Here is a 12,375-nt window from a genome sequence, read left to right as displayed (position 1 = left end):
CCTGTAACCCGGCGCCGGCCGCTGTGTCAGCGCAGCGTCGCCTCTCAGCTCTGCTACAGATCGCAGCTGTGATCTCGTATCGCTCCCTTCTGCGCACGGCCGCCGCTCTTGCCTCAGCTGCCGTTCTGGCTGCCTGCGGCACCGCGTCGCTCCCTGCGAAGCCGAAGCCGAAGCCCAAGCCGTCCGCGAGTCCGTCCCGGGCCGAGCCCTACCCAGTGGACTGTCGCAAGGCCAAGTGCGTGGCGTTGACCTTCGATGCCGGCCCGGACCGTTACACGGCCCAGTTGCTGGACATCCTCAAGGCCAAACGCGTCAATGTGACCTTCTTTCTGCTCGGCAAGACTGGCGTCGCCCGCCATCCCGAGCTCGTACGCCGGGAAGCGTCTGAGGGTCATGAGCTGGCCAACCACACCTGGAGTCACCCTCGGCTCACAGAGGTCTCGGAAGCCGAGATCCGTCGCCAACTCACGCGTGTCCAGGAACGGGTGGAACAACTCACTGGTCGCGCACCGTCCCTGATGCGCCCACCGCAAGGGCGTACCGATCAGCGGGTGGCAGAGGTCAGTCGCTCCCTCGGACTCGCCCAGATTCTGTGGAGCGTCACCGCCAGCGACTACCGCGATCACGACCCGAACGTGATCACGCAGCGCGTACTGGCGGGTGCCGAACGCTACGGAATCATTTTGCTGCACGACGTCTACCCGGGCACCGTCCCAGCCGTCCCCGGCATCATCGACGGCCTCCGCAAGCGCGGCCTGACGCCGGTTACCGTCTCGCAGCTCTTCGCCCCCGACAAGCCCCAGCCTGGGCATGCCTACTGGTACGCACCGCAACGGGACAGCCAGAGCAGGGGGCGGGCGCCGGCCCAGAATGATCAGTGAGCCGGCTCCGTGCTCCGGCGAGGCGGATGCGACATCGGAGCCAGGGGCGCTTCAGCTGCATACGGAACCGTCTGGTCGGTCCGGCAGGTAAGCCGACCATTCCGCCGGCGTGAGATCGCGGCGGACGGCCTGGCAGATCTTCTTGATTGCCGCCGATGGCTGGGGGAGGACGACGTTCCACAACCGCGCGGTCTTGTCGGTACTGGCGGTGGCGAGGGCCAGCAGACCGGCCAGGATCGTGTTGAGGCGTCGGCTGCGGGCTCTTCGGTGATCGCCTCGGTCCTGGTGCCCGCGGTCGGCGCCGGAATCTGTAGCATCCGGCGCATGGACGTGGCGACGGGTGCACTGCCCAGAGGGCTTGGGCTGGTGGAACGGGTTGTCCGGGGGGAGCTCGACAGCCGAGGGGGACCCGGGGTGGTCCGGCTGGCGGAGGAGAGCGGGCTGGACAAGGGGCAGGCGTCGCGGTTGCTGCGGGATCTGGTCGGCACCGGGACACTCGCCCGGGACGGGAACGAGTTTCGTGCCGGGGCGGATCTGCTGGCCGTCGCGGCCGAAGCCGGGCCATGGGGCGTGGAGAGCCGGGCGCTGCTGCGGGAGTTGGTGGTCCGGTTCGGGGCGTGCGCGTACGTGGACGTGCTCTGTGAGGCGATGGTGCTCTCGGTGCGGGCCGAGCTGGCGGCCTGGGCCGAGTTCTCCTGGGCGCGGGCGGGGCGGCTGACGCCTGTCTGGTGCACCGGGGCAGGGCGGGCACTGCTCTTCGACCACGCGCGGGCGGAGGTGGCGCAACTCCTGGGCGGTGAGGACTTCATCGGGGCGGGAGGCCCCTACGCGCCGCGGACCGTGGACGATCTGCTGGCGCGGGTCGCCGCGGACGCCGGGCGCGGCGTCGCGGTGTGCGAGAGCGAGTACGACGAGGACGTGCTGGAGGTGGCCGCGCCGGTGCGGGATCCGCGCGGGGACATCGTGGCGGCCGTCAGCGCGGTCGTACCGCACGCGGCGGCCAGGGACGACCGGGGCGAGATCGTCGCCGCGATCGGTGACGCGGCGGCGCGACTGGCCGCCCTTCTCGGCTGAGCTGCGGCTGGGTTACGGCTGCTCAGTCCCCGTCCGTCTCATGGTCCGTTGAGCGCAGCGCCGCAGTCAGCCAGTCGCTCCAGCGGACCACCGATTCCGCACAGGCCGCCGTCGCCGGCTCCAGACGGCGGCGCGGGCCGACGACCTGCACGGCGGCGACGATCTCCCCGCGGAAGTCCCTGACCGGCGCGGCGAGCGAGTACAGACCGGGTTCAGCTTCCTGGTCGACGATCGAGTAGCCCCGCTTGCGGGCCGCGTCCAGGCGGGCCAGGAAGTCGTCCAGGTCGGCGGGGGTATTGGGGCCGTGCCGGACGAAGGCGGTACGGGCGAAAACTGCGGCGACCTCGGTGTCGTCCGCGTCGAACAGCAGGGCCTGTCCGGCGTCGCTGCAATAGGCGGGGTAGGCGCGGCCCACCCAGGAGACGAACGAGGACAGCGCCGCCGGCATCGATTCGAGGATGGTCACCGAACTGGCGCCCCGCAGGACTCCCAGATAGGCGCACTCCCCCGTGTCGGCGGCGACGCCCTCCAGCGCGGTGCGGCCGTCCCGGCGCAGGCGTGCCTCGGTGATCTGCTGGGCGCGCGCGTACAGCTCCCAGGAGACGGAGTAGCGCAGCGACGCGGGATCACGGCGCAGGAACCGGGCCGTCTCGAGGCTGCGCAGGATGCGGGAGACCTGGCTTCGTTCGCGGCCCAGCAGCGCGGCGACCTCGGCGGCGGTGTGGCCGCGCGGGTCCTGCGACGGGTGTTGGGCGAAGAGTCGGAGCACGGCCAGGCCGCGTTTCAGGCTGCTGTCGGTGGTCATCGGGGGCCGAGCATAGCGCCAGGCGGCAGTGCCGCTGCGCCCCCTTCATTGCGGGAACATTGCAGCTTCATGGCGCGATCCGTGCACCATGGGCAACTGGACTTGCCTATTACGCATCCGGGGATAGTCTCCAGCCATCCTTCGCACTTCATGCTCATCAGGAGTTCGCCTTGTCCGCTCTGCGCCCGCTAGTTCTCCTCGGTTCCGCGACGCTGCTTCTGGCGGGCTGCGCCGACCCCTCCCAGTCGGCCGACGCCTCCTCCAGCTCCGAGCCCGGCGCCTCTGCCGCCGCCTCGATCGCGAAGAACGCCGCGCTCGCCGCCAAGGTCTCGGCCACGCTGAAGGCGAACGGGATCAAGATCGCCAGCGATGTCAGCTACCCGCCGATGGACTTCTTCGCCTCCGACAACAAGACGGTCGTCGGCGCCGAGGCCGACCTCGACAAGGCCCTCGGCACGGTCCTCGGCATCAAGGTCACCATCGTCAACGTGCCCTTCGACTCGATCCTGCCCGGCCTGCAGTCGGGCAAGTACCAGGTCGGCGTCTCCTCCTTCACGGACACCGCCGAGCGGGAGAAGGTCGTCGACTTCGTCACCTACTTCGACGCGGGCACGTCCCTGCTGGTCCCGGCCGGCAACCCCAAGGCGCTCAAGCCCGGCGGCGACTCGCTGTGCGGCCGTACCGTCGCCGTCGCCAAGGGATCCACGCAGGCCCTCGAAGACGTGCCGGCCCGCGCCAAGACCTGCAAGACGCCGATCAAGGTCAGCACCTTCCCGGACGGCACCGGCGTGAACCTCGCCGTCACCAGCGGCCGCGCCGACGCCGCCCTCGCCGACTCCCCCGTCGCCGCGTACGCCGCCAAGCAGTCCGGCGGCAAGCTGGAGGTGGCCGGCGACTCGTACGGCAACGCGCCCTTCGGCATCGCCGTACCGAAGAACAGTGAGCTGACCGGGCTGCTCAAGTCGGCTCTGGAGGACCTCAAGGCGAGCGGCGGCTACGAGCAGGTCCTCGCCAAGTGGGGCCTCCAGTCCGGCGCCCTGGACAAGTTCGAGATCAACGCGGCCTCATGAGCGAGGAGTTGCCGGTCTACCGCCGTCGCAGACCGGGCCAGTGGGTGCTGACCCTCGTGGTCGTGCTCCTGGCCGCGAGCCTGCTCCAGTCGCTGATCACCAACCGGCGCTTCGGCTGGGACACGGTCGGCGCCTGGCTGTTCAGCCGGACCGTGATGACGGGTCTGTTGACCACCCTGGAGCTCACCGCGGCCGCCATGGCGATCGGGCTCGTGCTCGGCATCGCCCTGGCGCTCATGCGGCTGTCGGACAACCCCGTGGCCAGGAGCGTCGGTTGGGCGTACATCTGGCTGTTCCGGGGCACCCCGCTCCTCGTCCAACTGCTGTTCTGGGGCTTCATCTCCGCGCTGTACCCGACGCTGTCGCTGCACCTGCCCCTCCTGCCGGCGATCGGTGACGTCCCCGCGAACTCCGTCATCACGACCTTCGCCGCGGCCCTGCTCGGTCTCGGCCTCAACGAGGCCGCCTATCTCGCCGAGATCATCCGGGCCGGGATCGTCTCCGTCGACCCCGGGCAGCTGGAAGCGGCGGACGCGCTGGGCCTGTCGCGGGCCAGAACACTGCGCCGGATCGTGCTGCCGCAGGCGATGCGGGTGATCATCCCGCCCGTCGGCAACGAGACCATCTCCATGCTCAAGACGACCTCCCTGGTGAGCGTGCTGGCCTATGCGGAACTGCTGTACTCCGTGCAGATCGTGTACGCCCGCACCTACCAGACGATCCCGCTGCTGATCGTCGCCAGCATCTGGTACCTGGCCGTCACGACCGTGCTGAACGTCGGCCAGCACTACCTCGAACGGCACTTCGCGAAGGGCGGCAGCCGATGATGATCGAGGCCACCGGAGTCCGCAAGTCCTTCGCCGGGCGTGAAGTGCTGCGCGGCATCGACCTCTCCGTACCGCGTGGGTCGGTCACCTGCGTGATCGGGCCCTCCGGGTCGGGGAAGTCCACCTTCCTGCGGTGCGTGAACCGCCTGGAGCGGCCGGACGGCGGCCGGATCCTGGTGGACGGCGAACCGATCGGGTACGAGCCGTACCGGGACGGGCTGCGCGAACTGCGCCGCCGTGACCTGGCCCGGCAGCGCCGTGACATCGGCATGGTCTTCCAGCGCTTCCACCTCTTCCCGCACCTGACGGCCCTCGCCAACGTCGTCGAGGGCCCGGTCGGCGCGGGCCGCCCGCGCGCCGAGGCCGCCAAGGAGGCGCTGGCGCTCCTGGACCGGGTCGGTCTCGCCGACCGACGCGATGCCTACCCCGCCCAGCTCTCCGGCGGCCAGCAGCAACGGGTCGCCATCGCCCGCGCGTTGGCGATGCGGCCGAAGCTCATGCTGTTCGACGAGCCGACCTCGGCCCTCGACCCGGAACTGGTCGGCGAGGTGCTGGACGTCATGCGTGGCCTCGCCGCCGACGGCATGACGATGCTCGTCGTCACCCACGAGCTGGGCTTCGCCCGCGAGGTCGCCGACGAGATCGTCTTCTTCGACCACGGACAGATCCTGGAATCCGGACCGCCTTCCCGCGTCCTGACCGCGCCCGAACATCCCCGTACCCGCGACTTCGTGACGAGAGTGCTGTGACGACCTTCCGCGACGCCCTGGCCGCCGGTCCCCTCATCCTGGACGGCGGCATGTCCAACGAACTGGAGGACCAGGGCCACGACTTGAGTGGCACTCTCTGGTCCGCCCGCCTGCTCCGCGACGACCCCGACGCGATCGCGGCCGTCCACCGCGCCTACTTCGCGGCAGGCGCACAGGTCGCCATCACGGCCGGCTACCAGGCCACCTACGACGGTTTCGCCCGACTGGGCATCTCCCGCTCCGAGACCACGGCACTACTGCGACGCAGCGTGTCCCTGGCCCGCGAGGCCGCCGACGCTGCCGAGGGCGCTTTCGCCGGGCAGCGCTGGGTCGCGGCATCCGTGGGACCGTACGGCGCGATGCTGGCAGACGGTTCGGAGTACCGGGGCGACTACGGCCTCACTGTCTCCGAGCTGACCCGCTTCCACCGGCCCCGGCTGGAGGCGCTGGCCGAGGCGGCTCCCGACGTCTTCGCCGTCGAGACCATTCCCGACCTGCGGGAGGCTGAGGCCGTGCTGATCGCCCTGGACGGGCTGGGCATCCCGGCCTGGCTCTCGTACAGCATCCGCGGGACGACCACCAGCGCGGGTCAGCCGCTCACCGAGGCCTTCGCCCTGGCCCGCAGCAGCGATGCCGTCGTCGCCACGGGGGTGAACTGCGCCCCCGCCGCCGACGCGAGCGCCGCGCTTGCCCTCGTCTCGGGACTGCCCGGAGTCGTCTACCCGAACGGTGGCGGCATCTGGGACCCCGAGTCCCGCAGCTGGCTGGGGGCGCAGGACGAGATCGCGGACCTCGCGCCCTCCTGGCTCCGCGGCGGCGCTGCACTCGTCGGCGGCTGCTGCCGGGTCGGCCCGGGCGAGATCAAGGAGCTGGCCGACCGCGTAGGCGCTGAGCCGGCAGACCGCTGAGCGGCGTCCCAAGACCGACCGCACGCCCACACGCCCGAGCACCCGCATCCCCGAACACCCCTCCTCCGAACCCGCACCGCCCACAAGGAACGCCACCCATGTCCCACCCCACCTCCCTCCCGGTGATCGACCTCTCCGCCCCCGACCGTGAGGCGCTGCACCGGGCCGCCCGCGACGTCGGCTTCTTCCAGTTGGTCGGTCACGGCGTCACCCCCGCCGAACAGGACCGGCTGCTCAGGACCGCCCGCGACTTCTTCGCCCTGCCCGAGGCCGACCGGCTAGCCCTCGACAACCTCAACTCGCCCCACTTCCGCGGCTACACGCGGATCGGCAACGAGCACACCCAGGGCCGACGGGACTGGCGCGACCAACTCGACATCAGCAACGAGCTGCCCGCTCGCGTCCCGGCCTCGGGCGAGCCGCCCTACTGGTGGCTGGAGGGGCCGAACCAGTGGCCCGCGGCTCTGCCGGTGCTGCGAGAGGTCTCGCTGGAGTGGATGGACCGGCTCAGCTCGGTCGCCCACCGGCTGTTGCACGAACTGCTCGCGGCCGTCGGCGGCCCCGAGGACTTCTACGACGACGCATTCTCCGGCCACCCGCGCAACCACCTCAAGCTGGTCCGCTACCCGGGGCGGGCCCCGCAGGGGGACGACCAGGGCGTCGGCGTGCACAAGGACTACGGCTTCCTGACCCTGCTGCTGACGGACGAGGTGCCCGGCCTCCAGGTGGAGACACCGGACAGGCAGGGCTTCATCGACGTGCCGTACCTGCCGGGCGCGTTCGTGGTGAACCTGGGCGAGCTGCTGGAGGTCGCGACGAACGGCTACCTCAAGGCGACGAACCACCGCGTGGTCTCCCCTCCCGGATCACGCGAGCGCTTCTCCGCGCCGTTCTTCTACAACCCCCGCCTCGACGCCCGGATCGCCCCGCTCCCCTTCCCCGGCGCATCGCACGCGACAGGCGTGACGGAGGACCCGGACAACCCGCTGTTCGCGGAGTTCGGCTGGAATGAACTCAAGGGCTGGGTCCGCGCCCACCCCGCGGTGGTCAGGAAACATCATCCGGAGCTGGTGATCGCATGACGATCAGCGCAACAGGGGCAGCAACTGGTATCCGACACGGCTGATCTCCTGCCAGTAGGGGGTGTCGGAGAGGGCGAAGTGGGTGATGCCGAGCTTGCGGTAGTTCTCCAGCGCCGTGGCGAAGTCGGCGGCGGAGCCGACCAGCCACCTGGTCCCCGCTCCCCCGCCCGCGTCAGCCCGAATTCGAGCGGCCGGCGCCTGCGGCTTGAAGGTGGTCGTCCGGGCCGCCGGCGTGAGGGCGACCGTGAAGGTGGCCGGGCGACCCCGCCCCGTTCCCAGGAGTGCGCCGCCCCACCCGTGTTCCTCGACTGCGCGGGCGAGACCGGTGGAGTACTCGACCGCTGATGGCTGGCCGCAGCCGTTTGTCAGGCGCCGGTCACATTCGGAGCGTGATGGGTCAACGGTCGGACGGATCCAGGTTTTCCATTCGGGAGAGCCAGGCTGTGAGCAGCCCTTCGAGGGCTTCGGTCTCGGCGGGAGTCAGCAGGTCCAGCAGACGGCGTTCGTTGCGCATGTGGTCGGTGAACGCCCGGTCGATCAGTTCGCGTCCGGGTCGGGTGAGAGCGACGATCCGGCCACGCTGGTCGTCGTGGGAACGGCGGCGCGTGACGAGCCCGGCCCGCTCCAGTCGGTCGATTCTCTTCGTCATTGCCCCTGTGGTGACCATGGTGTGCGCGGCGAGTTCGCCGGGTGCCCGCTCGAAGGGCTCACCGGCGCGGCGCAGGGCGCACAGGACGTCGAACTCTCCCTCGGTCAGGCCGTAACGGCCGTAGACGAGACAGAGCTCCTCGGTGAGCTGGTCGGCCAGGCGGTGCAGCCGGCCGATCACGCCTTGCGGCGTGATGTCGACATCGGGCCGCTCACGGCGCCAGTCGGCCTGGATACGGGCTACGCGGTCCAGCGGTCGCGGGTCGTTCATGCGCACATAATAGCTTCCAAGGAAGCTATATTGTCTTCCATGGAAGCTAACATGCGGTGGGTAGCACTGACCGCTGTCGCGCCGGTGGCCTGGGGAGCCAACTACTTCGTCACCCACGAGTTCCTGCCGGCGGACCGCCCTCTCTACGGCGCGGCCCTGCGAGCGCTGCCCGCCGGTCTAGTCCTGCTGGCCCTGTGCAGGCAGCGTCCGCGCGGCGCGTGGTGGTGGCGGTCCGCAGCGCTCGGGCTGCTCAACGTGAGCGTGTTCTTCGTGCTCGTCTACGTCGCCTCCCAGCTGCTTCCGACCAGCATCGCCTCGACCGTCATGGCGGTGTCCCCACTGGCGATGATGCTCATTGCCTGGGCCCTCGTCTCCGAGCGGCCCGGCATCGCGCACCTGGCCGGCGCCACCATCGGGCTCGGCGGGGTCTGTCTCATGCTGCTCACGGGGACGGGAGGAGCGAGCGTGACGGGCGTTCTCGCTTCGGCCGCAGCCATGCTGGTGTCGTCCTTCGGCCATATCCTCACCAAGTGGTGGAGCGCAGGTGCGGACGTACTCGCCTCGACCGCCTGGCAGTTGATCGCCGGAGGCCTGTTCCTTCTCCCGGTCGCCGCAGCCATGGAAGGGCCCCCTCCCGCGCTCTCCACGTCGGCGCTCCTCGCCTTCGGCTACGTCTCGTTGGTCGCCACCGCGCTGGCCTTCACCGCCTGGTTCACCGGTCTGCGGCGCCTTCCCGCGGGAACCGTAGGCCTGATCGGCCTGCTCAACCCGGTCACCGGCGTGCTGCTCGGCACGGCGGTCGCGGGAGAGGTGCTGACCGTCCAGCAACTGTGCGGGCTGGTACTGGTCCTAGCCGGAGTCGTCCTCGGCCGACCCACCCGCGCGGACCAACGCGACAGCAGTCAAGCCCCTTCGCCTCCCTCGTCCGACCGGCGTCCCGCATACGAGTCCTCCGCCGACCATCCGCGGTGAGGCCCAGAGGCGGCCTCATGTCCTTTCCTCTGCGCGTTTGTGTCTGCGGCGCCTCTGCGGAGGGCGCTTTTTCTGATCATGCGGAAGGGGGGAGTTGTTTGCGCACCCATTCGGGATCGGGGTTGGTGTGTGGCCGGCCCGCCACGACGACGGTGGGCACGGTCTCGTTGCCGTCATTGACTGCTCTTACCGCTGCGGCTCCCGCAGGGTCGCGCCAGATGTTGACCCAATGCACCTGGCCGGCGCTACGGCCCAGCCGCATGCGCAGTCGTATGCAGTACGTGCAGCCCGGCCGCCAGAAGACGACCGGCCGGCCGTCGACCGCGTTGCGGCGTTGTGCCTCCTGCACAGCGATCGACCTCGGGAAGATCAGGGGCGAGTTCACGCTGGCCAGCGCCAGGAACGCCAGCAGGACCGCTGCGGCCGTGCCGGGGCTCCCATCGAAGATCTGACCAGCCGCGACGACTGAGCCGCTGAGCACAAACAGCATCGGCAGGATCCAAGCGCGCATCATGGGACGCAGGCTATCGATGAGTCGAAATACTCCTCGAACCAGGCCGCCCACCTGGGCGTTCGCCGGCCACTGTGGCGACCTTCGTCTGATCATGTGCTCCGACCAAGGATGCACGAGACCACGGCGAAGACCGTGAAGGTGAGTTCGCTGCCTGATCAATGTTCCAGGAGAGGTGTTCGCAAAGGCGTCACGCTTCCGGGAGGACTTATCCGACTGTCTGTGGCGGTGGTCGCCGGCCACCAGTCTGAGTGGCGAAGACGTCGACGTGCGCTGGCAGGCGTTCCTGCGTCGCTTCGACCTGGAACACACCTTCCGGCTGATGAAGCAGACCCTGGGGTGGGCCCGCCCGAAGATCCGCGCTCCCCGCGCCGGAGACCGCTGGACGTGGCTCGTGATCGCCGCCCACGCCCAGCTCCGGCTCACTCGTGAGGCCGCCGCCGACCCCCGTCGCCCTGGGAGAAGCCGGCCGAGCCCGCACGGCTCACCCCGGCCCGTGTCCGCCGAGGGTTTCGGAACCACCGTCCGCACCTTCCTGTCCGGCCCTCGCACCGAAACCCTCAACACCAGGACGAGGAAGGCCACTTAGTGGTCGGCTCCGGAAGTCCCTCGGGGGTTGACGTCCAGGGCCGGGTGGTGCGTGTCGCATCGTTGGACGTCCAGGGCGCGGGGTGATGGCTGTCTCAGCTGCCTGCGGAAGGGGGCTCTGGGAGACCCAGGTTGTTTTGGGCCTGGTTGGCCCGAAGGCTGGTAGCGAGGCTGTGGTCATGACCGACAGCAACAGCGATGTGACCGGCTTCCACAACCGTGTCGTACTGATCACCGGCGGAACCAGCGGGATGGGCTTGGCCACCGCGCGTCTGCTCCTGGAAGCCGGCGCCGATATCGTCATCACCGGCCGCGACGATGCCCGCCTCGACCACGCGGCCGAACAACTGGACAAGGTGTCCGACCAGGGTGCCCGGCTGTTCACGGTCCGGGCCGACTCCGCCAGCCTCACCGACCTCGACCGCTTGGCTGCCCTGATCCGTGAACGCCACGGACGTCTGGACGGGGTGTTCGCCAATGCCGGGGTCGGAGTGTTCCAGCGCAGTGGCGAGGTCACTGAGCAGGACTTCGACCTCAGCGTTGACGTCAACTTCAAGGGGGTGTTCTTCACGGTCCAGAAGGTTCTGCCGCTGCTCGAGGCGGCGGGTGGCGGTTCCATCGTGATCAACGCCTCGTGGACACTGCACCGGGGCCTGGCCGTCGCACCGGTGTACGCGGCCACCAAGGCCGCCGTCCACAATCTGGCCCGCACGCTGGGCAGTGACCTCGCCGGGCGCGGCATCCGGGTCAATTCGATCAGCCCGGGCTACATCGTCACCGAGATGTTCGATGCCGCCAACCCGGACCCTGCCTCGCACGATGCCATCCGCTCCCAGGTACCGCTGCGGCGGCTCGGCCAGGCCCAGGACATCGCCGAGACCGTGGCCTTCCTTCTCTCCCCGCGGTCGTCGTACATCACCGCCCAGGACATCGCCGTCGACGGGGGCCTGGTGACCGCCATCCCAGCCTCCTGACAGCGGGTGGTGGCTGCCTGGCCCCGGCAGGGCCAGGCAGCCACCCATCACGACCGGCCACAATCGTCGTATGAGCACAGCGAACAACCTGGGCGAGTTTCTGCGCACCCGCCGCTCCCTCCTGCACCCCGAGGACGTTGCCCTGCCCGACTTCGGAGGTCAGCGCCGGGTCGCGGGCCTGCGCCGCGAGGAGATCGCGCAGCTCGCCGGAGTGAGCGTCGACTACTACACCCGGATGGAACAGGGTCGCGTGCCCAACCCCTCGGGCGCGGTTCTCGACGCCCTTGCCCGCGCACTTCGGCTGGACGGGGAGGCCAGGCGGCACCTGCACCGCCTTGCCCGAGCGCAGTCCGCCGCCCGGCACATTCCCCGGCGCCAGACCCGGCCGCAATGCGTGCGCCCCATGCTCCAGCGGTTGCTGGACGATCTGGTGGACATGCCGGCGATGGTGATGGGCCGGCGCATGGACATACTGGCCTGGAACACGGCAGCGGTCGCCCTCTTCGGCGACTACGCAGCCCTGGACCGAGCCGAGCGCAACATCGCCCGGATCACTTTCCTCGACGAGACGTCCCGGGAACTATATGCAGACTGGACCTCGTGCGCCCGCGAGAACGTGGCCTACCTCCACCTGGAGGCGGGACGGCACCCCGAGGATCCCCAGCTGGCGAGCCTGATCGGCGAACTGTCGATGAAGAGCGAGGACTTCCGTCGCTGGTGGGCTGAGCACCCGGTGCAGGACAAGACCTCGGGGACCAAGCGATTCCGTCATCCGGTGGTCGGCGATCTGGAACTGGCCTACGAGACTCTGCGCGCAGCGGACGACCCCGATCAGGCCTTGATCACGTATGCCGCCGAGCCAGGCAGCCCATCGCACGACGGCCTGCGGATGCTGCTGGCCTGGGCCACTGAGGCCCCCTTCCCCTCGCCGATGCCGGACGACGACCGCGCGCGCTGACCTTCTGGCCAGTCCGGGCCTCACCGCCGGCGACCACACCCGCGTCACACGCGCCAT

13 protein-coding genes and 1 pseudogene are annotated in these 12,375 nt (G+C 69.8%); 11 read left to right on the top strand and 3 right to left on the bottom strand.

Translation table 11 applies throughout. The features are described 5' to 3' along the window. Positions 1–68 precede the first annotated feature (68 nt). Together ACZ5NW_RS08250 and ACZ5NW_RS08245 are read left to right on the top strand one after the other, a co-directional pair. Positions 69–881, top strand: a complete 813-nt coding sequence (locus tag ACZ5NW_RS08250) for a polysaccharide deacetylase family protein (RefSeq protein WP_468742903.1) — start codon at positions 69–71, stop codon at positions 879–881. Between the two features lie 324 nt (positions 882–1,205). Further along, a complete protein-coding gene (locus ACZ5NW_RS08245) occupies positions 1,206–1,955 on the top strand; it encodes an IclR family transcriptional regulator domain-containing protein (protein WP_468742902.1) in 750 nt (249 codons plus the stop codon). A 22-nt stretch (positions 1,956–1,977) separates the two neighbouring features. On the opposite strand, the gene ACZ5NW_RS08240 is transcribed toward ACZ5NW_RS08245, so the two are convergent. Next, positions 1,978–2,760 (bottom strand): IclR family transcriptional regulator, encoded by a 783-nt coding sequence (locus tag ACZ5NW_RS08240; protein WP_468742901.1) that lies wholly within the window; start codon positions 2,758–2,760, stop codon positions 1,978–1,980. 170 nt (positions 2,761–2,930) lie between these two features. On the opposite strand from ACZ5NW_RS08240, the gene ACZ5NW_RS08235 reads away from it, so the two are divergent. The 5 genes from ACZ5NW_RS08235 to ACZ5NW_RS08215 all read left to right on the top strand — a co-directional run bounded on the left by ACZ5NW_RS08235 (position 2,931) and on the right by ACZ5NW_RS08215 (position 7,396). After that, entirely contained in the window at positions 2,931–3,830 is a 900-nt protein-coding gene (locus tag ACZ5NW_RS08235; protein ID WP_468742900.1) for an ABC transporter substrate-binding protein, read from the top strand. Next, complete coding sequence (locus ACZ5NW_RS08230; RefSeq protein ID WP_468742899.1) at positions 3,827–4,657, top strand: amino acid ABC transporter permease; 831 nt, start codon at positions 3,827–3,829, stop codon at positions 4,655–4,657. Before ACZ5NW_RS08235 ends, ACZ5NW_RS08230 begins: the two co-directional genes overlap by 4 nt. After that, entirely contained in the window at positions 4,657–5,406 is a 750-nt protein-coding gene (locus ACZ5NW_RS08225; RefSeq protein WP_468743018.1) for an amino acid ABC transporter ATP-binding protein, read from the top strand. Before ACZ5NW_RS08230 ends, ACZ5NW_RS08225 begins: the two co-directional genes overlap by 1 nt. After that, on the top strand, positions 5,403–6,314 hold the full coding sequence (gene mmuM / locus ACZ5NW_RS08220; RefSeq protein ID WP_468742898.1) for a homocysteine S-methyltransferase: 912 nt from the start codon (positions 5,403–5,405) through the stop codon (positions 6,312–6,314). Before ACZ5NW_RS08225 ends, mmuM begins: the two co-directional genes overlap by 4 nt. A gap of 98 nt (positions 6,315–6,412) precedes the next feature. Further along, on the top strand, positions 6,413–7,396 hold the full coding sequence (locus ACZ5NW_RS08215; RefSeq protein ID WP_468742897.1) for an isopenicillin N synthase family dioxygenase: 984 nt from the start codon (positions 6,413–6,415) through the stop codon (positions 7,394–7,396). A 397-nt stretch (positions 7,397–7,793) separates the two neighbouring features. Here the strand turns inward: ACZ5NW_RS08215 and ACZ5NW_RS08210 are convergent, their stop codons facing one another. Then, complete coding sequence (locus ACZ5NW_RS08210; RefSeq protein ID WP_468742896.1) at positions 7,794–8,315, bottom strand: MarR family winged helix-turn-helix transcriptional regulator; 522 nt, start codon at positions 8,313–8,315, stop codon at positions 7,794–7,796. Between the two features lie 51 nt (positions 8,316–8,366). Here ACZ5NW_RS08210 and ACZ5NW_RS08205 point away from each other — a divergent pair, with 51 nt between their 5' ends. Then, entirely contained in the window at positions 8,367–9,287 is a 921-nt protein-coding gene (locus tag ACZ5NW_RS08205; RefSeq protein WP_468742895.1) for an EamA family transporter, read from the top strand. Positions 9,288–9,363: 76 nt separating this feature from the next. On the opposite strand, the gene ACZ5NW_RS08200 is transcribed toward ACZ5NW_RS08205, so the two are convergent. Beyond that, entirely contained in the window at positions 9,364–9,801 is a 438-nt protein-coding gene (locus ACZ5NW_RS08200; protein ID WP_468742894.1) for a glutaredoxin domain-containing protein, read from the bottom strand. Between the two features lie 217 nt (positions 9,802–10,018). Here ACZ5NW_RS08200 and ACZ5NW_RS08195 point away from each other — a divergent pair. From ACZ5NW_RS08195 to ACZ5NW_RS08185, 3 genes and pseudogenes are all read left to right on the top strand, one after another. After that, a pseudogene (locus tag ACZ5NW_RS08195) lies at positions 10,019–10,400 on the top strand (NF041680 family putative transposase); the annotation flags it as partial. Positions 10,401–10,565: 165 nt separating this feature from the next. After that, positions 10,566–11,360, top strand: coding sequence for an SDR family NAD(P)-dependent oxidoreductase (locus ACZ5NW_RS08190; RefSeq protein WP_468743017.1), 795 nt, complete (start codon positions 10,566–10,568; stop codon positions 11,358–11,360). Between the two features lie 70 nt (positions 11,361–11,430). Continuing rightward, positions 11,431–12,318, top strand: coding sequence for a helix-turn-helix transcriptional regulator (locus ACZ5NW_RS08185; protein WP_468742893.1), 888 nt, complete (start codon positions 11,431–11,433; stop codon positions 12,316–12,318). Positions 12,319–12,375 lie beyond the last annotated feature (57 nt).

The sequence above is a fragment of the Streptomyces sp. NPDC032126 genome, from assembly GCF_055580085.1.
This window is presented reverse-complemented; position numbering and strand designations above follow the sequence as displayed.